General features: G+C 56.8%; 17 protein-coding genes and 1 tRNA gene. 16 read left to right on the top strand and 2 right to left on the bottom strand.

Annotation, left to right across the window (positions count from 1 at the left end; translation table 11 throughout):
* Positions 1–412: 412 nt before the first annotated feature.
* Both HMPREF2541_RS02975 and rarD read left to right on the top strand, forming a co-directional pair.
* A complete protein-coding gene (locus HMPREF2541_RS02975; protein ID WP_223417339.1) occupies positions 413–1,603 on the top strand; it encodes a PilT/PilU family type 4a pilus ATPase in 1,191 nt (396 codons plus the stop codon).
* 269 nt (positions 1,604–1,872) lie between these two features.
* Complete coding sequence (rarD, locus tag HMPREF2541_RS02970) at positions 1,873–2,772, top strand: EamA family transporter RarD (protein ID WP_070541654.1); 900 nt, start codon at positions 1,873–1,875, stop codon at positions 2,770–2,772.
* Between the two features lie 110 nt (positions 2,773–2,882).
* Here rarD and HMPREF2541_RS02965 read toward each other — a convergent pair whose 3' ends face one another.
* Positions 2,883–4,376 carry a patatin-like phospholipase family protein gene (locus tag HMPREF2541_RS02965; protein ID WP_003822846.1) on the bottom strand — a complete coding sequence of 498 codons (1,494 nt, stop codon included), beginning with the start codon at positions 4,374–4,376 and terminating at the stop codon, positions 2,883–2,885.
* A gap of 189 nt (positions 4,377–4,565) precedes the next feature.
* Between HMPREF2541_RS02965 and ppx the strand changes: the two genes are divergently transcribed.
* From ppx to HMPREF2541_RS02900, 13 genes are all read left to right on the top strand, one after another.
* Positions 4,566–6,059 (top strand): exopolyphosphatase, encoded by a 1,494-nt coding sequence (gene ppx / locus HMPREF2541_RS02960; RefSeq protein WP_070541651.1) that lies wholly within the window; start codon positions 4,566–4,568, stop codon positions 6,057–6,059.
* A 303-nt stretch (positions 6,060–6,362) separates the two neighbouring features.
* Positions 6,363–7,553, top strand: coding sequence for a lysozyme inhibitor LprI family protein (locus HMPREF2541_RS02955; RefSeq protein ID WP_003822850.1), 1,191 nt, complete (start codon positions 6,363–6,365; stop codon positions 7,551–7,553).
* A gap of 53 nt (positions 7,554–7,606) precedes the next feature.
* Positions 7,607–8,143 (top strand): NUDIX hydrolase, encoded by a 537-nt coding sequence (locus HMPREF2541_RS02950; RefSeq protein WP_070541648.1) that lies wholly within the window; start codon positions 7,607–7,609, stop codon positions 8,141–8,143.
* Positions 8,144–8,185: 42 nt separating this feature from the next.
* Positions 8,186–8,497 carry an HLGFF motif protein gene (locus HMPREF2541_RS02945; protein ID WP_003822853.1) on the top strand — a complete coding sequence of 104 codons (312 nt, stop codon included), beginning with the start codon at positions 8,186–8,188 and terminating at the stop codon, positions 8,495–8,497.
* Positions 8,497–8,676, top strand: a complete 180-nt coding sequence (ccoS, locus tag HMPREF2541_RS02940) for a cbb3-type cytochrome oxidase assembly protein CcoS (RefSeq protein WP_003822854.1) — start codon at positions 8,497–8,499, stop codon at positions 8,674–8,676. Before HMPREF2541_RS02945 ends, ccoS begins: the two co-directional genes overlap by 1 nt.
* A complete protein-coding gene (locus HMPREF2541_RS02935; protein ID WP_064087849.1) occupies positions 8,673–9,980 on the top strand; it encodes an MFS transporter in 1,308 nt (435 codons plus the stop codon). The genes ccoS and HMPREF2541_RS02935 overlap by 4 nt, the downstream gene beginning before the upstream one ends.
* A 149-nt stretch (positions 9,981–10,129) precedes the next feature.
* Positions 10,130–11,125 carry an endolytic transglycosylase MltG gene (gene mltG, locus HMPREF2541_RS02930; protein ID WP_070541646.1) on the top strand — a complete coding sequence of 332 codons (996 nt, stop codon included), beginning with the start codon at positions 10,130–10,132 and terminating at the stop codon, positions 11,123–11,125.
* Between the two features lies 1 nt (position 11,126).
* On the top strand, positions 11,127–11,705 hold the full coding sequence (locus HMPREF2541_RS02925) for an inner membrane-spanning protein YciB (protein WP_049258338.1): 579 nt from the start codon (positions 11,127–11,129) through the stop codon (positions 11,703–11,705).
* Between the two features lie 100 nt (positions 11,706–11,805).
* Positions 11,806–12,117 carry a DUF7716 domain-containing protein gene (locus HMPREF2541_RS02920; RefSeq protein WP_049258337.1) on the top strand — a complete coding sequence of 104 codons (312 nt, stop codon included), beginning with the start codon at positions 11,806–11,808 and terminating at the stop codon, positions 12,115–12,117.
* 137 nt (positions 12,118–12,254) lie between these two features.
* Complete coding sequence (tmk, locus tag HMPREF2541_RS02915; protein WP_049258336.1) at positions 12,255–12,872, top strand: dTMP kinase; 618 nt, start codon at positions 12,255–12,257, stop codon at positions 12,870–12,872.
* 89 nt (positions 12,873–12,961) lie between these two features.
* Positions 12,962–13,363, top strand: coding sequence for a hypothetical protein (locus tag HMPREF2541_RS02910; RefSeq protein WP_070541643.1), 402 nt, complete (start codon positions 12,962–12,964; stop codon positions 13,361–13,363).
* Positions 13,364–13,422: 59 nt separating this feature from the next.
* Positions 13,423–15,405, top strand: a complete 1,983-nt coding sequence (gene tkt / locus HMPREF2541_RS02905) for a transketolase (protein ID WP_070541640.1) — start codon at positions 13,423–13,425, stop codon at positions 15,403–15,405.
* Positions 15,406–15,826: 421 nt separating this feature from the next.
* Positions 15,827–17,851 carry an OPT family oligopeptide transporter gene (locus tag HMPREF2541_RS02900; protein WP_003822866.1) on the top strand — a complete coding sequence of 675 codons (2,025 nt, stop codon included), beginning with the start codon at positions 15,827–15,829 and terminating at the stop codon, positions 17,849–17,851.
* 343 nt (positions 17,852–18,194) lie between these two features.
* Here the strand turns inward: HMPREF2541_RS02900 and HMPREF2541_RS02895 are convergent, their stop codons facing one another.
* Positions 18,195–19,598: a chloride channel protein gene (locus HMPREF2541_RS02895; protein ID WP_049258333.1), complete on the bottom strand. Its 1,404-nt coding sequence runs from the start codon at positions 19,596–19,598 to the stop codon at positions 18,195–18,197.
* A gap of 283 nt (positions 19,599–19,881) precedes the next feature.
* Between HMPREF2541_RS02895 and HMPREF2541_RS02890 the strand changes: the two genes are divergently transcribed.
* A tRNA-Ser gene (locus HMPREF2541_RS02890) sits at positions 19,882–19,975 on the top strand.
* Positions 19,976–20,339: the final 364 nt, after the last annotated feature.

Raw genomic sequence — 20,339 nt, 5'->3', positions numbered from 1 at the left:
CGTTTCCTCTGCCATGATGCCGAATGGCGATTTAGCCGCCGTGGAAAGCCAGCTGGCTGCCGGCACGCTCGATATTCCGCCGCTGCCCGATTTGCCCGAAAGCGCGTTTGGCGAACCGGAATTGGTTGAGCCTGGTTTTGTGGCACAACCCATTACGCCGCCTGCCCAGCCCGCTCAACCGGTGCAACAACAAGCAGCACAGCCGCAGCCGCAACTCAAATCCAAATACGCCGCTGCCCTCGCGCCCAACGCTGCCCAGCCGATGCAGGCTCCGGCCAAACCGGCTCAGCCTGCTCCGCAGAAACCCGCACCTGCACAAGCGCAACCCCAACCGCAGCCCACTCCACAACACCAAGCAGCCCCGCAACAGCCTGCTGCCAGACCCGCACCAGCTGCGCCTAATCATCCGCCGCTGCATGCCGCGCCAGCACAGCCTGTCGGTCATGGGCCAAACCAGCACTTAACCCGTGAGCGTGCCAAACTGCACCCGCTACTGGAAAAAATGGCTGATGAATCGCTCAAACGCAATGCTTCTGATATCTTCATCAGCAGCAACTTCCCGCCTTCATTCAAAATCGACGGCACGCTGGTACCGATTCCGGTAAAACCGCTCACTGAAGACGAAGCCGCACAAATCGTTTACTCCACCTTCAACGACGAACAAAAAGCCAAATTCCCGGTAGAGTGGGAGCTGAACTACTCCTTGCAATCGCAAAACGGTATCCGTTTCCGTGTGAATGCCTACCATGAACAAGGCCGCATCGGCTTGGTAATGCGCCGCATCACCACCAACATCCTCACCATCGACGACCTCCGCCTGCCGCAAGTGCTCAAAGAGCTTTCCATGCGCAAGCGCGGCCTGATTATTCTGGCCGGCCCCACCGGTTCCGGTAAATCCACTTCGCAGGCCGCGATGCTCGACTGGCGTAACAAACACTCTGCCGGCCACATCGTAACCATCGAAGACCCGATCGAGTATATCCACAGCCCGATCAAGAGCATCATCACCCAACGCGAAGTCGGCCTCGACACCCACAGCTGGGGCGCGGCCGTACAAAGCGCCATGCGTCAGGCACCCGACGTAGTCTGCGTGGGTGAGGTGCGTAACGAACATTCCATGGAATATGCCCTGCAATTGGCGCAAACCGGTCACTTATGTTTCTTCACCATCCACGCCACCAACGCCAGCCAAACCGTTGAGCGTATTATGAACTTGTATCCGGAAGAGCGGCATCCGCAAATTCTGATGGACTTGGCATTGAACTTGGTGGCCATTATCGGCCAGCGTTTGGTGCTGAAAAAAGGCGGCAAAGGCCGAAATGCCATCATCGACTTGCTGATCAACACTCCCGCGATGCAGGACCACGTGTTCAAAAATCAGCTGCTTGAGGCTCGTGAACTGATGGAACGCGCCGAGGACGACGGCATGCAAACCTTCGACCAAGACTTGTTCCGCCTCTACATCAACAACGAAATCGACTACGACGAAGCCCTGCGCCAGGCCGAATCTGCCAACGACTTGCGCCTGCGCATCAAGCTCTACGAAGAAGGCCGCGAAAGCACGCATATCTTCGAACGCGTAAACGATTTGAACCTGATGTAAGCAGCCCAAACCAGAGGCTAATAGAGGCTACCTGAAAAACACCAGACGGATTTTCAGGTAGCCTCTACCGTTTTTCATATCAACAGGCAAACTGTCTTAATACCTTGCCTTTTCTCGCTAAATACCTACTATTTCACACCAGATGGCGAGTTGATGAGTACAAATAGCACAGCAGCGTGCACCCATACTGAAAAAATACAATCATTTAACTACGCCCACCCTTGTAACCAAAACTTTCAGGTAGCCTCTACACCATCCGCCAACACATCATGAATATCACCCACTCCACCGAATACCGCCGCGGCCTCTACTGTGTCATCGGCTGCTATCTGATTTGGGGCTTTTTCCCGCTCTACTGGCTGCCCCTAGTTGGTCAGCCCATCAGCGCCGGGCAACTGATGGCACACCGTATCGTATGGGCATCGCTGCTCGCCATCGGCGCGGTAGCCTGCTCACCTTCTGCCCGCACCCAGCTCGTACAAGCCGTCAAAAGCCGCCAAACCCTCACCGCCTTCGCCATCTGTTCCACCTTATTGGCAACAAACTGGCTGCTCTATTTGGCCGCCATCACCCAACGGCAGGTATTGCAAGCCAGCCTAGGCTACTTCATCGCACCCCTCGCCAGCATCTTCTGCGGCCGACTGTTTCTGCGCGAAGCCCTGCGCCCGCTGCAAATCGGCGCCATTTTGTTGGCCATCGTTGGTGTGGTATGGCTTTCTGCCTGGGGCGGGCAGATGCCTTGGATTGCACTGGGCCTCGGCGTAAGCTGGAGCATATACGGCCTATTGCGCAAACTCGCCCCGCTGCCCGCCCTGCCCGGCTTCACGCTGGAAACCCTGATGCTGCTGCCCGTTGCCCTCCTGTATCTGGGCTGGCACTATCGGCACGGCAGCCTGGTCTTCACCCAATTGCCGCCCCTACCCTTGGCCATCGTAATCGGCAGCGGTGCCGCCACCATGATTCCGCTGCTGCTATTTGCCGCCGCCGCGCAACGCATCCGCCTCACCACCATCGGCATATTGCAATACCTCTCGCCCAGCCTGCAATTCCTACTCGGACTCACCGCCTTTCACGAGCCGTTCAGCCGTATGCAGTTTGCCGGTTATCTGTGGGTATGGGCGGGTGTGGCACTGTTTGTGTGGGCCGCACGTAAAAAACAGGCTACCTGAAAGCTAATCAATACGATAAAGCAACCCAACACTGGTTTAGCTTGATATCCACCCACTATAAAAGGCTACCTGAAATCTTTCAGGTAGCCTTTTAGCTTAACCAACTATCCTCACTCTGCCTTACCTTCCTCCAAACAATTCGCCCTGGTTGCCGCTGTGCCGTTTTTGCAGGCATCTTGAGCCGGAGCAGTCGAGCCTTCTTGTGCTCCTGATTCCGACCCCGCCTCTTTCGATAAGGCGGCCAGCACCCGGGCGTATTCGGGCGATTGGCGCATCAGCACGCGAGCGGCTTCTTTCAGATTGTTGATGTCTTCACGCGGCAGGTAAAAGCTGGTGGAAATATTGAGCACGTTTTTGCGCAGGGTAGAATCGGGCAAATCGCGCAAGCTTAGGCTCACGAAATGCAGGCTGATCGGCTGGCCTCGGCGGCTACCGGCCTGGCTGTTCCATTGGTCGGCCACAGCGCGGATGCGGCGTAGCGACTCTTGCGAATTTTGGTCGATGGGCACGTTGATAATGGCGCCCAACACATCGTAGAGGCCGGGCACTTTGGCGCTTTGGTCAATAGTACTGTCAAGCTGGTTTTGCGCGTTCACGCTGATCACGATGATTTTGCGCACGTTTTGGTTGGCCAGCTGGCGGTGCAGAATTTGGCTGGGATAGATTTCAGTGGCTTCCAGCAAGCCGCGTAAGCCGAGGTTGTCGGTGAGGCCGCCGTCGAGCAAATGGACATAAGGACGGTTTTTGCTGTCTTGATATAGCGCCAACTCTTGGCCAAACTCGCGGCGGGTTCGGGCTTGCTGCTGCTCGTCGCTGCCGTGCTCCAACGCGTTTTGCAGGCGCGGCGGCAGGGTGTAGCCGCAGTTGCCGCCGTTGTTGTTAATAGTAATCGGGCTGAACACCACGGGTACGGCGCTGGAGGCGGCCACAGCGCGCGCTAGGCGCACATCGGAAAGGTTGAGGCACATCATGTCGAAAAATTCTTGTGTGAAATCAAAGCGCCGACCTATCGACATATCGGTGGCCGACACCACGGCAAACGGGCCTTTGCGACGGCTGGCCAAATCGCCGAAGGTAGCATGGCCGAACAGGGTGGCTTCAAACTGCTCCTGCAGCAAATCGCCACGCCCGAATTCGGGCGAGGTCAGGCGCGGCAGGTTGGCCAGCGAGAACACCTGCCGGCTCACCAGTTTTTGGAAATTCTGCTTCAAGAATTGCTGTTCAAATGCAGGGATGGTATCGCGCCCATGGAGCGAATAATAAGTAGCCAGCACCGAGCCGCCGGACACGCCGTACACCAAGTCCACGCTATCGAGCAGCGGTTTTTCCCGCCCTTCGATGTACACCGGCTGTTTGGCCAACTCTTCGAGCACGCCGTAGCCCAAAGCCGCCGCGCGCGTGCCGCCGCCGGAAAACAACAGCACCACGAATACATCGTCGTTTTGCTGCGCAATGCTCTGCTCCAGCCGGTAGCCCTGCGTGGTATCTACTTTCGAAATAGTGGCCACCGGCCGATAGTTCACCAGCGAGCAGGCTCCAAGCAGCGACAACAGCCCCGCCGCCACACCGCGTTTCAGCACAGCATTGCACGCACAAATCCGCATAAACCAACCTTTCACACTTAATCTAAACCATAACGCAGGCTACCTGAAAAATAGAAAACCAATTTTCAGGTAGCCTCAAGCGCATTATAACAAAGCCGCTTCCCCTAGAGGCTAGCTGGAATGCCGCAGCATAATGACACACCAGGCACCGCAAGGTAAGATACACGCTTTCTATCCAACACAAGCAATATGACCATTCCCGCCAATATGCTGGCCGCGGTAGACCTCGGCTCCAACAGTTTCCGCCTGCAAATCTGCACCAACCACAACGGGCAGCTGCAAATCGTTGATTCCATCAAAGATATGGTGCGCTTTGCCGCCGGGCTGGACGAACACAAACAACTCGACCAAGCCGCCCAAGAGCGGGCACTGGCCTGCCTGGCCAAATTCCACGAGCGCCTGCGCGGCTTTCCGCCCGAGCAGGTGCGCGCCGTGGCCACCAACACCTTCCGCGTGGCCAAAAATATCGCTCTCTTCATGCCCCGCGCCGAAGCTGCCTTGGGCTTTCCCATCGAAATCATCGCCGGGCGCGAAGAAGCCCGCCTTATCTACACCGGCGTCATCCACACCCTGCCGCCCGACAGCGGGCAGATGCTGGTGGTCGATATTGGCGGCGGCTCCACCGAATTCGTAATCGGCAGCCGTCTGCAGCCCGACATTACCGAAAGCCTCAATCTCGGCTGCGTGAGCTACAGCTTGCGTTTCTTCCCCAAAGGCAAAGTATCCGCCGAATCCTTCAAGCTCGCCGTCAACACCGCCCGCAGCGAAATCCAACGCATTGCCAAGCTGTTGAAAAGCACCGGCTGGCAGCTGGCCGTGGGCACTTCCGGCACCGCCCGCACCCTGCGCGATCTCATTGCTGCCGCCAATCCCGAAGACAACTGCATCACTCCCGCCGCCCTGCAAAAAATCGCCGCCCGCCTGATTGAAGCCGGCAGTGCCAAAAAAGCCAAATTCGACGGCATGAAAGCCGACCGCATCGAAGTATTCGCCGGCGGGCTGGCCGTGATGAGCGCCGTCTTCGCCGAGCTCGATATCGACAGCATGACCGTAACCGACGCCGCCCTGCGCGACGGCGTGTTCTACGACCTCATCGGCCGCCAACTCAATGAAGACATGCGCGAACAAACCATCGCCCATTTCCAACAGCGCTACCACGTCAGCCAAAACCAAGCCCAGCGCGTGGCCGCCCTCGCCGCCCAGTTCTTCGACATGCTCGCCGAACGCGAACCCGAAAAAGAGCGCCACTATTGGCAACAATACCTGCGCTGGGCCGCCCTCGTGCACGAAATCGGCACCGACATTGCCTACACCGCCTATCACAAGCACTCCGCCTACATCCTCGAGCAAGCCGACATGCCGGGATTCTCCCGCCAAGAGCAGCAAATCCTTGCCACCCTGGTGCTCGGTCAGCGCGGCGATTTGAGAAAAATGGCCGAACTGCCCATCAGCCCCACCATGTGGCTTGCCGTGGCCGCCCTGCGCCTGGCCGTACTGTTCTGCCGCGCCCGCCTGCCGCACACCCTGCCCGCAGGCACCCGACTGAGCTACGAAAACAAAAACTACACCCTCGCCATCAGCCGGCAATGGCCGGAAGACAACCCCCTCACCGCCGGCGCGCTGGCCGATGATGCCGCCCAATGGCGCAAAATCGGTATCCGCTTCGGGCTGCTGCTGCAATAGCAATGGGATGACGCAAACTTTCAGGTAGCCTTTCAGCCAACACCAATAACAGGCTACCTGAAAACCGAACCATCTTTTTCAGGTAACCTCATCCGACTATTGAAAGGCTAGCTGAAAAACTACGGCCTCAACGAGAGCCAAGCAATGCTTCCTTCTCCCAAGTGTCGGACTACCAACAGCGTGCGTGGCGAGCCACCGCCGCAGGAGGTAAAACGCTTTAGCTGCAAAAGCAAAATTTCCCGCCACGGCTCACCACGGCGGGTTAGAATACTGTTATCCATCTCCTAATCAAGGAATCCAAATATGAAACCCCTGATTAAACCCGTCCTCGCCCTTCTGATCGCTGCCTCGATGGCCGCCTGTGGCAAAGAAGAAGCCAAACCGGCCGCCCTCAGCTGCCAAGCACCCGAAGCGCTCGAACAGCTAAAAGCCCAAATTCAGGCCACTGCCTTCCCGCCCAGCGACAGCGAACTGCCCGCTCCGCAGGTTAGTGCCGCCGAGATCCAAGCTGCACTCGACCAGCTCGGCTTCGAAATCACCGACATCCGCACCACCCAGGCCGCTTCCGAAGGCAACAAACAGCTTGCCTGCGAAGCCACCCTGCGCTTTGCCCCCAAACCGGAAGCCCAGGCCCGTCTGAAACAAAGCATTTCCGACTACATGGAAATCAATGAAAGCGACGGCATCGAATACAATGAAATGATGACCGCTGGCGACCCTACCCTCAAACCAGACGGCCAAGGCGGCTACATTCGCCCGCTCAGCTACACCGTCAGCCAAACCGACAACGGCGACAAACTCGTTATCAATGTAGACAGCAAAACCGCCTCCTCCGGTCTGCAGCCACCCCTGTCTTTCTACCTCGCTGCCCCCGATTTGGCCAAACAAGTAGCCGAAATCCGCCAGAAATCTGCTGCCGAGGAAACCCGCCAGCAAGAGCTGAACACACTCGACCAAAACCGCTTGCAAGCCCGCATTGAGCTCTTGCGCACTCAAAACAAACAAGCACACGACGAACTCAATAAAGCCTGGCAAGCCCTACCCGCCGCCGCCCGCACCCAGCTCAAAGATGCCCAAAACCAGTGGAACCGCCTGCGCGAAAGCCAATGCGCCTACCAAAGCAAGGCCGACTCCACCGAACCGCTGGAGCAGGAAGCCCTGCGTATCGAATGCGACACCCGCGAGGTGCAGCAGCGCATCCCCGCCCTCAAGCAGGAAGCCGAAGCTTTCACCGGCAACCAGCTCACTGAAGCCACCCAGCGCGCCCAAGCCGCCCAGCAGGAATTGCGTAATGTGTGGCAAAGCGTGCCTGCCGATGTGAAAGACATCATCGGTCAAGACTACCAATCCTGGGCCGCCAGCAGCGCAGCCAAATGTGCCCAAGCCGCCCAACAGGCCGGCGGCGGCAATAACGGCCAGCTCGCCCGCCTCGAATGCACCGCCACCGAGGCCCGTAATAAGACCAAAGAGCTGCGCGGCTACGTTTCCCAATAATCTGCTTCTAGAAAAGGCTACCTGAAAATTTCAGGTAGCCTCACCCCACTGCAATGAACCTCACTGAAACCCAACTCTCTTCCGAGCCGATTTTCGACGGCAAATTCGTTACCATTGCCCGCGACACCGTGCGCCTGCCCAACGGCAACCTAAGCTACCGCATCGTTATCCGCCACCCCGGCGCCGCCTGCGTGCTGGCCGTTACCGAGGCAGACGAAGTGGTGCTGGTGCGCCAATGGCGCTATGCCACCGGCCAGGCCCTGCTCGAGCTGCCTGCCGGCAAGCTCGATCCCGATGAAGACCCGGCCGTATGCGCCGCGCGCGAATTGGAAGAAGAAACGCCCTACCGCGCCCAATCCGTGCGACTGCTGCATACCTTCTACACCGCCCCCGGCTTCTGCGACGAGAAAATGTATCTCTACCTCGCCGAAGGCATCACGCCCACCAGCACCCGCAAGCCTGACCAAGACGAATTTGTCGAAACCGTATTGCTCTCGCGCCAAGCCGTGCGCGAAGCCATTGCCAACAACCAGATTCAAGACGGCAAAACCCTGGTCGGCCTGCAATATTGGCTGCTCAACAGCAAATAACACACACAACTAAGGCTACCTGAAATAAAAGGCTACCTGAAAATGCGCCAATTCACCCTCAGCACCCCCAACGGCACCCTGCTCGGTTTCCTCGTGCTCATTGCCGACAACGACGATGAGCCCATCTCCGGCAGCGCCATGATTCAGGCGCACACAGCCGCGCTGCCGCCGGAAGATGCCGCACCTGCCCGCGCATTGGAAGCCCTGGCCGGCCAGCTGCTGGTTTGGCAGCCGCACGGCGAGGGCATTGCCCTGTATAACGCCGAAGGCGGCCTGGCGGCCGACATCCGCCAGCAATACCTGCGCCTCGGCGGCCACACCCTGCTGCTCACCGATTTGGAAGGAAACCTGTAATGGACAGCGTGTTTATCCTGATTCCCATCAGCATCGTGCTGGCCTTCGTGATCGGCTATTTCTTCTGGTGGTCCGGCCACAACGGCCAGTTTGACGATTTGGAAGGCCCCGCCCACCGCATTTTGATGGACGATGATTCCGTGCATCCCGACTCCCCACCCCCGCAGGACAAACCATGAATCCAGGCTTCAAATTTGCCGTATCGCGCCGCTTTGCCCCGCTGTTCGGCACCCAATTCCTCGGCGCACTCAACGACAACTTATTCAAAATCGCGCTGGCCACCATGATCAGCTTTTATGGTTTGGGCAAAAACGGCTTCATCGAACCGGCGCAGATGATTAATGTGAGCGCGCTTCTGTTTGTGCTGCCCTTTTTCCTGTTTTCCGCCCTCTCCGGCCAGCTGTGCAACAAATTCGACCGCAGCCGCATGGCGGTGGCGGTGAAAGTGGCCGAAGTGCTGATTATGCTGCTGGCCACGGTGGGCTTCCTCAGCCAATCGCTGCTGCTTTTGCTGCTCTGCATTTTCCTGATGGGCCTGCATTCCACGCTGTTCGGCCCGCTCAAATACGCCGTGTTACCCGATTATTTGGACGAACACGAACTGATTGTGGGCAACAGCCTGGTGGAAGGCGGCACGTTTCTCGCCATCCTGTTCGGCCAGATTTTGGGCACCATTCTGGCCGGCATCGGCGGCACCACGGTATCCGTTTTCCTGCTCATCATTGCTGCCGGCGGCCTCGCCTCCAGCCTGTTTATGCCGCGCGTGGCACCAAAAACCCCGGAAGCAAAAATCGACTGGCACATTGTGCGCAACTCCAAAGCCATTCTGAAACAAGCCTTTGCCAACCGCGAAATCTACGCTGCCATCATCGGCATTTCCTGGTTTTGGTTTATCGGCGCGGTGTACACCACCCAACTGCCCACCTTCACCAAACTGCACCTGGGCGGTAACGATAATGTGTTCAACCTGATGCTCACCCTGTTTTCCATCGGCATCGGCAGCGGCTCCGTGCTGTGCGCCAAACTCAGCCACCGCCGGCTCAACCTCGGCTGGGTGGCCGTGGGCACAGTGGGCATGGCCATATTCGGCCTGCTGCTCGTTTCCCTCGTGCATGGCACGCACCATCACGAATACAGCGGCATCGGCAGCTTCTTGTTGCGTGGCGACGCCTATGCCGTGATGCTCTGCATCGTGTTGCTCGGCTTCTGCGGCGGTTTCTTCTCCGTGCCGCTCTACACCTGGCTGCAAACCGCCAGCAGCGAAGAGTTCCGCGCCCACGCCATCGCCGCCAACAACATCATCAACGGCCTCTTCATGGTGGCCGCCGCCCTGCTCTCCGCCATCCTGCTGTGGCTGTTCGACAGCATCAACCTGCTTTACCTCATCGTGGCAGCAGGCAATATCGTGGTGTTGGTATACCTACTGAAAATTGCCCCGCCAATCCGCGAAGGCTGGCAACGCTGGTTTGGCAAAGAAGAATAAACCTCGGCCTGCAAACAACAAAAGGCTACCTGAAAAACAAAAAAGCAGTTTCAGGTAGCCTTTACCAGTCCTCCAAATAAACCGCACCCGCTTCGCATCTGCCCCTCCCTGGGCTATACTGCCGCCCTTTAATCGGCCACACCGAACCCATGCTGAAAAAAACCCTCTATTCCCTGCTTGCCCTTATCCTGCTGGCTGCCGCCCTATTTGCCGGCCTCCTCTTCGCCCCTAAAGACACCCACAGCCAACGCCTGCGCGTGGAGCGCGGCAGCGGCATCGGCAGTGTGAGCCGCACGCTGGCTGCCAACGACGCCATCTACAGCCGCTGGGTGTTCGTGGCCGCCGCCTACCTCACCGGCACCCACAAACAGCTCCTGCCCGGCAACTACCGCCTTCAACCCCGCGCCTCCTCCTGGCAAATCCTGCGCCACCTCAAAAACGGTCGCCCCGATACCATCACCGTGCGCATTATCGAAGGCATGCGTTTTGCCCAAATGCGCCGCCTCATCAACCAAACCGCTGACATCCGCCACGACACCGCCGGCTGGAGCGACCGCCAACTCCTCGCCGCCATCGCCTCCGATGCCGACGTGCAGCATCCCGAAGGCCGCTTCTTCCCCGACAGCTACGAAATCGACTACGACAGCAGCGATTTACAAATCTACCGCCTTGCCTACCGCCGTATGCAAAGCCAGCTGCAATCCGCCTGGAGCGACCGTGCCGGCAATTTGCCGTATAAAAACCCCTACGAGCTGCTCACCATGGCCAGCATCATCGAAAAAGAAACCGCGCACGAAGAAGACCGCGCCAACGTGGCCGCCGTATTCGTCAACCGCCTCAACCAAGGCATGCGCCTGCAAACCGACCCCACCGTGATTTACGGCATGGGCAGCGCCTACAACGGCCGCATCCGCCGCGCCGACCTCCAGCGCGACACCCCCTACAACACCTACACCCGCGACGGCCTGCCCCCCACCCCCATCGCCCTGCCCGGCGAAGCCGCCCTCCAAGCCGCCGCCCACCCCAGCGGCGCCGACTACCTCTATTTCGTCTCCCGCATGGACAACACCGGCAAAAGCGAATTCAGCCGCACCTTAGACGAACACAACGCCAACGTCCGCCGCTATATTTTGAAAAGACCGTAACATGACCGCCCTGCTCGACCTCCTCCCCCTCCTCGCCTTTTTCATCGCCTCCAAGAAATTCGGCCTCTTGGCCGGCGCTGCCGCCGTATTGGCCGCCACCCTGATTGTGTACGGCATCCATCTCGTGCGGCAAAAATGGCGGCTCACCAAACAACAATGGGTGGTGCTCGTGCTCACCATCCTCTTCTGCGGCGCCACCATCCTCCTGCGCGACGACCTCTACCTGCGCTGGAAAACCCCCATCATCAACCTCAGCTTCGCCCTCGCCCTGGCCATAAGCGCCCTCATCGGCAAGCCCCTGATGCAGCCCGTAGCCAAAGACGTATTCCGCTTCAGCCCGCAAGGCTGGCAACGCCTCACCTACGCCTGGGCCGCCTTCTTCCTCCTGCTCGCCGCCCTGCACTACTGGTTCGGCCTCTACCACTACGACGCCTCCGAGCAGGCCAAAAACCTGTTTATCCACTTCAAAAGCTACGGCCAGCTCATCCTGATGGGCATCTTCCTCGCCGCCCAAGCCTTCGTATTGCGCAAACATCTTAATATTGAAAGCGACACCGCGGGCGAAAACGAAACAAGCTAACAGCCAAGCCAACAGCAGCACTGAAACAAAAGGCTACCTGAAATCCCATCCGTACATTTTTCAGGTACCCCCATCCGACAGCCGCCATAGGAGCTTTATCATGCAAACCTTCAAAGGCATCCAAACACTCATCGCCGCCGTCGGCAGCCTGCCCGACTGCGGCTTCCTTTACATAACCGGCAATTCCGACACCGACACCCCGGCCGGACTACAAAGCTGCAGTTTCCTCCTGCCCGATACCGAAGAAGACGAGTTGTTCATTGAAGACAATTCCGACTACAACTCTTGGCTCGAAGCACCTACCTTCTCCGACATCATCGAAAACTACACCAGCAAGCATCCTAACGCCTCAGAAGCAGATCTCATCTGCGCCGTTCTGCACTATTGGGAAAAAGATGATTTTCTCGACTAAGCCACTAACACCTTTTCAGGTAGCCTCAAACTGAAAAAAGGCTACCTGAAAACGCAAATTCAACGCAGTAAAAGATGTTTTGCGAAGCAAGTCTGGGTTTCTGCAAAGCTGAAATATAAGCCTCAATGGAGTTAAAAATGACTGCCCATTTCATCACCCTCGACGGCATCGACGGCGCCGGCAAAACCACCCAGCTGGCCGTGATCCGAGAATGGTTTACCGCACAAGAGCGCCCCGTCTTGTTCACCCGCGAGCCAGGCGGCACACCCTTGGGCGAAGCCTTGCGCCGCCTGCTGCTCAACCCGAAAACTCAAGCCGGGCTGCGTGCCGAAACCTTGCTCATGTTTGCCGCCCGCGCCCAGCATATCGACAGCGTTATCCTGCCCGCGCTGGAGGACGGCATATCCGTGGTGTCCGACCGTTTCACCGATGCCACCTTCGCCTACCAGGGCGGCGGCCGCGGCTTGCCTGAGGCCGATATTACCCAGCTCGAACAATGGGTGCAAGGCAACCTTCGTCCCAGCCTCACCATCTTGCTCGACGTGCCGTTGGAGGTTTCTCTGGCGCGTATCGAACGCAGCCGCAATAAAGACCGCTTTGAGCAGGAGGAAGCCGACTTCTTCACCCGTGTGCGCCAAAGCTACCTCGAACGCGCCGCTGCCGCGCCCGAACGCTACACGGTGATCAACAGCAACCGCGGCAAAACCGTGGTGCGCCGCGATATTGAAGCCGCACTGGAAAAACTGTTCGCCTGATGTTTTGAACGACACGGCCAAAAGTGCGATAATTTGCGCCGCTTTGCGGCATTCGTTCACAAACAAACCGACACTCCTAAAAACACACCATGCAACCAGCCTTCCACAACAAAGCAAACCGCCTGTTCTCCGCCATCACCGGCGATCCGCGCTGGGATATCAACGACGAACTGCTGTTTCAAGTAGCAGGCTTCACCTTCTACGGCTACTGCTTCGGCTTCGGCCGGCTGGTGTGCCTGATGGATGCCGACGATATTGATGCCTATGTGGCCGGCAAACTCACCGGCCTCGGCGCGGGCGCGAAATACGTGCAAGGCATGATAGCGCACGCACGGCAGGATTTTGTTACCGGCGAAGATGCAGAACCCGACGATACGGACGACCCTTTAAGCCGGTTAATCGGCATCGGCCATGCCCATTTCTCCGCCGATGACTTTAGCCCGCTCGTCGAATCCGTTTACAAAAATTACGACCTGTTAAGCGGCGAATAACCGACCCGTTTTTCAGACGGCCTACAAACCCATTTCAAACCCAACTATTAGGAAACACCATGCCCTCCCAACTTGCCAACGCCATCCGCTTCCTCTCTGCCGACGCCATCCAAAAAGCCAACTCCGGTCACCCCGGCGCGCCGATGGGCATGGCGGAAATGGCGGAAGTATTGTGGACGAAATTCCTGCGCCACAACCCCGCCAACCCCAAATTCTACAACCGCGACCGCTTCATCCTCTCCAACGGCCACGCGTCCATGCTGTTGTACAGCCTGCTGCACCTGACCGGCTACAACCTGAGCATTGAAGACCTGAAAAACTTCCGCCAACTGCACAGCAAAACCCCCGGCCATCCAGAATACGGATACACCGACGGCGTGGAAACCACCACCGGCCCGTTGGGACAAGGCATTGCCAACGCGGTGGGCATGGCATTGGCGGAAAAAATCCTTGCCGCCGAGTTCAATAAAGACGGTTTGAACATCGTCGATCACTACACCTACGTCTTCATGGGCGACGGCTGTCTGATGGAAGGCGTATCGCACGAAGCCTGTTCGCTCGCCGGCACTTTGGGCTTGGGCAAACTGATTGTTTTATATGATGACAACAATATTTCCATCGACGGCAAAGTGGACGGCTGGTTTACCGAAAACATCCCGCAACGCTTTGAAAGCTACGGCTGGCACGTCGTTCCCAACGTAAACGGCCACGACACCGCCGCCATTCAAGCCGCCATCGAAGCCGCCCGCGCCGAAACCGGCAAACCATCCATCATCTGCTGCAAAACCTTAATCGGCAAAGGCAGCGCCAACAAAGAAGGCAGCCACAAAATCCACGGCGCACCTTTGGGCACGGACGAAATCGAAGCCACGCGCAAACATCTGGGCTGGACTTACCCCGCCTTTGAAATCCCGCAAGAAATCTACGCCGCATGGAGCGCGAAAGAACAAGGCGCGAAACTGGAAGCGGAATGGAACGAACTGTTCGCGCAATACCAAGCAAAATATCCCGCCGAAGCCGCAGAATTCGTGCGCCGCATGGAACACAGGCTACCTGAAAACTTCGACGCCTATATTCAGACGGCCTTGCAAGAAGTGTGCGCCAAAGCCGAAACCATCGCCACCCGCAAAGCCAGCCAAAACAGCATCGAAATCCTCGCTAAAGAGTTGCCCGAACTGGTTGGCGGTTCTGCCGACCTGACCCCGTCCAACCTGACCGACTGGTCAAACAGCGTCTCCGTTACCCGCGAAAAAGGCGGCAACTACATCCACTACGGCGTACGCGAGTTCGGCATGGGTGCCATCATGAACGGCCTTGCCCTGCACGGCGGCGTGAAACCCTTCGGCGCGACTTTCCTAATGTTCAGCGAATACCAGCGCAATGCTCTGCGCATGGCGGCGCTGATGAAAATTAACCCCGTCTTCGTCTTCACCCACGATTCCATCGGCCTCGGCGAAGACGGTCCGACCCACCAACCCATCGAGCAAACCGCCACCCTGCGCCTGATTCCGAATATGGACGTATGGCGTCCGTGCGACACCGCCGAATCGCTGGTGGCATGGGCGGAAGCGGCAAAAGCCGAAGACCATCCGTCCTGCCTGATTTTCAGCCGTCAAAACCTGAAATTCCAAGCGCGCAACGAACAACAACTGAACGACATCAAACGCGGCGGCTACGTCATTAGCGAAGCCCAAGGCAACGCCCAAGCCGTCATCATTGCCACCGGTTCCGAAGTCGAGCTGGCTTTGGAAGCACAAAAAGCCCTCGCCGCACAAAACATCGCCGTACGCGTCGTTTCCATGCCGTCCACCAACGTCTTCGACCGCCAAGACACCGCCTATAAAGCCGCCGTCCTGCCCGAAGTCCTGCCGCGCATCGCCGTAGAAGCCGGACACGCAGACGGCTGGTACAAATACATCGGCCTGAACGGCGCAGTCGTCGGCATCAACCGCTTCGGCGAATCCGCCCCTGCCGAACTGCTGTTCAAAGAATTCGGCTTTACCGTGGAAAATGTGGTTGATACGGTGAAATCAGTGTTGTAGAACAGCCTGATGCTGTGTTTAGAGAGGCTACCTGAAAGCTTTCAGGTAGCCTCTTCGTACTTGAGCCAATATGGTTTCAGCTAGCTTTCACTCCTTACTTCTGCATCCTATCTGCCCGCATCTGCTGCTATCTCTACCCAACTCCCTATATTTTTACAATCACAAAACGTAATAATTTGTAAAAAATTCATTACCTGCACAATACATATTTCCTGATTAATGATTTTTATACTTAATATAACAATATAATTTTTTATGAGTAAATTATCACTATTAAAGTATATAGATATTTTCATTCATAAAAAATCACCAAGTAAACTTAGCTAATTTGTAAATAAAATTTTACATTTGCAATATTTTTCTTGACATAAACCTCATATCGAAAAAGAATGCAACCTCGTTTCAACCAAAGGTAAAGAAAATGTCTCTGTCCACCCATGATCCTTATGCCAACTACAGGGAGCTTACCCTGCGCGGCATGGTGTTGGGCGCGTTAATCACCGTAGTGTTTACCGCTTCCAATATCTATTTAGGGCTGAAAGTAGGCCTCACGTTTGCCTCTTCCATCCCGGCTGCCGTGATTTCCATGGCGATTTTAAAATTCGCCAAAGGCAGTAATATTCTTGAAAACAACATGGTGCAAACCCAGGCTTCTGCCGCGGGTACGCTCTCTTCCGTGATCTTTATCCTGCCCGGCCTCTTAATGAGCGGCTATTGGACAGGTTTCCCGTTTTGGCAAACCACTCTGCTGTGTATGGCCGGCGGTATTTTGGGGGTGATTTTCACCATCCCGCTGCGCTATGCCATGGTAGTGAAAAGCGATTTGCCCTATCCCGAAGGCGTAGCGGCAGCCGAGATTTTGAAAGTCGGTAGCGGCGAGGGCGTAGTAGGTGAAGAAAACGCAGATACCGCGCAAAAAGCTGACAGCGGTATCGGCGAAATCGTTACCGGCGGCGTGATTTCCGGCATTTTCAGTTTTGCCAGCAACGGCTTGCGCGTAGTGGCCGACAGTGCCAGCCTGTGGTTTAAAGCCGGCGCGTCTATTTTCCAAATCCCGATGGGTTTCTCATTGGCTCTGCTCGGCGCCGGCTATTTGGTCGGCCTGGCCAGCGGTATCGCCATGCTGGTAGGTATTGCGATCGCCTGGGGCATCGCTATCCCCTATTTCTCTGCCACCAATCCGCAGCCGGCCGATATGGAAATGGTTGCTTTCGCCATGCGGTTGTGGAAAGAAAAAGTGCGCTTTATCGGCGCCGGCACCATCGGTATTGCCGCAATCTGGACGCTGATTACCCTGCTCAAACCCACCCTGGAAGGCATGAAAATGTCGTTCCGCGCCATCAAAGGCGGTGAAGGTGCTGCGCTGGAACGTGTTGAGCAAGACTTGTCGCCCAAAGCCATGATCGCCTATGCGCTGGGCATGATGCTGCTCTTGGGCTTCTCTTTCTACCACTTCGTGGCCGATGCCAACCTGCCTGCCGGTACGGCTTGGCTGCTGGTTGTAGTCTGCACCTTATTGGCTTTCGTTATCGGTTTCCTGGTGGCGGCTGCCTGCGGCTATATGGCCGGCTTGGTGGGCTCTTCTTCCAGCCCGATTTCCGGCATCGGCATTATTTCCGTGGTGGCCATTTCGCTGGTGCTGTTGGGCATCGGCAATGCCAACAACCTGTTTGCCGATGAAGGCACGCGCAACTTCCTGGTGGCGCTCACCTTGTTCTGCGGCTCTGCTGTGGTGGCCGTGGCCTCTATCTCCAACGACAACCTGCAAGACCTGAAAACTGGCTACCTGATTAAAGCCACCCCGTGGCGTCAGGAAGTGGCGCTGATTATCGGCTGCGTGGTGGGCGCGTTCGTGGTGTCTTCCGTGCTCGAGCTGCTCTACGCCGCCTACGGTTTCACCGGCGCCATGCCGCGCCCGGATATGGATCCGAGCCAGGCTCTGGCCGCACCGCAGGCCACGCTGATGACCACCATCGCCAAAGCCATCTTCTCCGATACCCTGCAATGGAACTACATCCTCACCGGCATCGGCATCGGGGTGGTGCTCATCATCATCAACGAAGTATTGAAACGCAGCGGCTCCAAACTGATGCTGCCCACCCTGGCCGTGGGTATGGGCATCTACCTGCCGCCGGCCATCAATATGCCGATTGCCATCGGTGCCATCATGGCTGCCTTCCTGAAACGCCGCATCGGCAAAGATGAGGCCAAACAGAAAGATGCCGAGCGCGTGGGCACCCTGTTTGCCGCCGGCCTGATTGTGGGCGAGAGCCTGATTGGCGTGATTATGGCGCTGATTATCGCCCTGTCCGTTACCAGCGGCGGCTCGGACTCCCCCTTGGCCTTGAACCTGGACAACTGGGGCACCATCGGCGAATTCCTCGGCCTAGCCTTCTTCATCGGCGGTATGCTGATTTTCATCCGCCGCGTGATGAAAACCAAATAAACGCGTTGCCGCAAATGCAAACCGCCCGATAGATATCGGGCGGTTTTTGTGTGTTGCTTCGTTTTAAAACGCAGGGTTGGTGGCACACATTCAGCAAAAGGCTACCTGAAAATCTAGAGCATCAGATTTTTCAGGTAGCCTTTTTAGATATATCAGCAGCGTAGGCAGCTCATTGCCCATACAGAAAGCATATCAGCTTGAATATCCCAGCAGCCCGTTAAAGCACTCCAAACAGCATTAACCATATGGCTTGGTATTCCTACCGAATCTATTTGATACGGTCAAATAAAAGGCTACCTGAAAAACCGAGCAAAACATTTTTCAGGTAGCCCCTAGCATTACTTTACTTTGCCGCCGATTCTGCCTGCCGAGCTTCCCCTTCCCGCAGCAGCTCCTCACGCACGCGCTGGCGGAAACGTCCTGCCGCAAAATGGTAGAACGGCTGTGGGCAAAACTGGCGGGCAATCACTGAAGCGGCAATCGACGATACCAACATCCAAAACAGCAGCGACTGGCTGCCTGTCATTTCCATCACCACCACACTGGCCGTGAGCGGCGCTTGTGTGGCCGCCGCTAAAAACGCAGCCATGCACAGCAAGGCCAAAATCGCTGCAGGGGCTTCCACGCCGGCAACTTGGGCAATGTGTACGCCCAAGAGCGCACCGATGGCCAGCGAAGGCGTAAAAATCCCGCCCGGAATACCCGCCCAATAAGAAAGCACCGTGGCTGCCCACTTCGCGCCCGCCAGGCCATAAGTCAAATCCGTCTGCCCGTGCAGCGCGGCGGCTGCCACATCATAGCCCGTGCCATAGGTTTGCCCATCAAACAGCACGCCCAAGGCAGCTAACATCAAGCCGAACACGCCCGCCAGCCAAATCGGATGCCGACGCATCCAATTGCGCCATTGCGGCAACGCCAACCAGGTTGCACCTTTGCTTAGAAAACGCGCAAACAGTCCGCCCGCCACGCCGCACACTGCGGCACACAGCAACGCCCAACGCAGCATATGCTCTGCCGGCTGCCCTGCATTAAACCCTTGGAAATAAGTGCTGTTGCCCTCAATCGCTACCAAAAAGAAACCCGAAGCCAGCACGCCGATAAAAATTTGCCGCTCCCAATGCAGCGACACCGAACGCCCCAGCTCCTCAATCGCAAAAATCACCCCGGCCAGCGGCGCATTGAATGCCGCCGCCAAACCGCCAGCCGCACCAGCCGCCAGTAATTCCTTGTCTTGCAAGCGCTTGAATGCCAAGTTGTAGCGTTTACACCAAGAGCCCCAAGCCAGCATCACTGCCGCGCCCACCTGCACCGAAGGCCCTTCACGCCCAATGGAAGCACCGGCCAACATGCCCAAAAACGTGAGCGGAATTTTTAAAGCCGTGCGCCACAAAGCCACCAAACGGTTGCCGCCCTTCACTTTCGGCATCGAAAGCGTGGCCAACACCTGCGGAATCCCGCTGCCCGCCGTATAAGGCGCATAACGGCGCGTGAACCACACAATCAGCATCAGCGATATTGGCAACACTGCAAACGCTGCCAGTGGATATTGCTGCGACCATTTGGCGTTCAGATGCAGCGCATAATCCGCCAATTTGGCAAATCCTAGCGACACCAACGACACCAAAGCAGCCCCCATCAACAGCAAAATCACCGCCGCCGTTTTGCGCGACAGGCGCTGCGTTTGCTTGATTTTGTGCGACAGCGCCCTGCCGATACCGCTGCTGAGCTTCAAACCCAATCGTTTCATATTGATCTATCCGTTGCGGCTGGAGAATTTGCCTGTGGGCACACGCCATTCCCAGGCGCAATAGCTCGTTAAATTATCAAAACATTTCTTTGCATATTATAGCAAATAGTAATAAAGCGGTAGGCTGGTGCGCATTTACGCCGCTCATCCGTTGCAAACTGCCTGCCATCCTGCCAACTAAAAATCTTTACACTTCAAATCCATCAAGCCAAAATGCCCGCTCTTAGCACAAAATATCTTGCCTTTTAGACACGCTTCCTATATTATCCGCCGTTCCGAACACGGAGTAGTGGCTGAGAGGCTGAAGGCACACCCCTGCTAAGGGTGCATATGGGCTAAAACCTGTATCGAGGGTTCGAATCCCTCCTACTCCGCCAGATTAAAACTCCCCAATCCGCAAGATTGGGGAGTTTGCTTTTGCCTGTTTGATGCGTAAGCTTTCAGGTAGCCTCCAAACTTCTCAGACTACCTGAAAATTGCAAAAGCGGCTTTTCAGGTAGCCTGCCATCCGGCCTTGAAGCTCATGTTCAGAACATCCCAAGCAAACAGTCTGCCCATTCCGGCAGGCATCCGCTCCATATAACAAAATCAGCCTGGCAACATCAAACCGATTCCAAAAGGCTGCCTGAAAGCCAAATCAAGCAATCTGCCGCCTAGTACCCAAGCCGTTATAGTGAATTAACAAAAATCAGGATAAGGCGGCGAGTCGCAGACAGTACAAATAGTACGGCAAGGCGAGCC

This window comes from Eikenella sp. HMSC061C02, from assembly GCF_001809035.1.
Classification (GTDB): Bacteria; Pseudomonadota; Gammaproteobacteria; order Burkholderiales; family Neisseriaceae; genus Eikenella; species Eikenella corrodens.
Note: the sequence above shows the minus strand (reverse complement) of the source record. Positions and strands in the feature narration are given on the sequence as shown.

Coding starts and splice junctions, on each gene's coding strand:
- rarD (WP_070541654.1), top strand. CDS start 1,873: ATGAATATCACCCACTCCACCGAATACCGCCGCGGCCTCTACTGTGTC.
- HMPREF2541_RS02965 (WP_003822846.1), bottom strand. CDS start 4,376: ATGCGGATTTGTGCGTGCAATGCTGTGCTGAAACGCGGTGTGGCGGCG.
- ppx (WP_070541651.1), top strand. CDS start 4,566: ATGACCATTCCCGCCAATATGCTGGCCGCGGTAGACCTCGGCTCCAAC.
- HMPREF2541_RS02955 (WP_003822850.1), top strand. CDS start 6,363: ATGAAACCCCTGATTAAACCCGTCCTCGCCCTTCTGATCGCTGCCTCG.
- HMPREF2541_RS02950 (WP_070541648.1), top strand. CDS start 7,607: ATGAACCTCACTGAAACCCAACTCTCTTCCGAGCCGATTTTCGACGGC.
- HMPREF2541_RS02945 (WP_003822853.1), top strand. CDS start 8,186: ATGCGCCAATTCACCCTCAGCACCCCCAACGGCACCCTGCTCGGTTTC.
- ccoS (WP_003822854.1), top strand. CDS start 8,497: ATGGACAGCGTGTTTATCCTGATTCCCATCAGCATCGTGCTGGCCTTC.
- HMPREF2541_RS02935 (WP_064087849.1), top strand. CDS start 8,673: ATGAATCCAGGCTTCAAATTTGCCGTATCGCGCCGCTTTGCCCCGCTG.
- mltG (WP_070541646.1), top strand. CDS start 10,130: ATGCTGAAAAAAACCCTCTATTCCCTGCTTGCCCTTATCCTGCTGGCT.
- HMPREF2541_RS02925 (WP_049258338.1), top strand. CDS start 11,127: ATGACCGCCCTGCTCGACCTCCTCCCCCTCCTCGCCTTTTTCATCGCC.
- HMPREF2541_RS02920 (WP_049258337.1), top strand. CDS start 11,806: ATGCAAACCTTCAAAGGCATCCAAACACTCATCGCCGCCGTCGGCAGC.
- tmk (WP_049258336.1), top strand. CDS start 12,255: ATGACTGCCCATTTCATCACCCTCGACGGCATCGACGGCGCCGGCAAA.
- HMPREF2541_RS02910 (WP_070541643.1), top strand. CDS start 12,962: ATGCAACCAGCCTTCCACAACAAAGCAAACCGCCTGTTCTCCGCCATC.
- tkt (WP_070541640.1), top strand. CDS start 13,423: ATGCCCTCCCAACTTGCCAACGCCATCCGCTTCCTCTCTGCCGACGCC.
- HMPREF2541_RS02900 (WP_003822866.1), top strand. CDS start 15,827: ATGTCTCTGTCCACCCATGATCCTTATGCCAACTACAGGGAGCTTACC.
- HMPREF2541_RS02895 (WP_049258333.1), bottom strand. CDS start 19,598: ATGAAACGATTGGGTTTGAAGCTCAGCAGCGGTATCGGCAGGGCGCTG.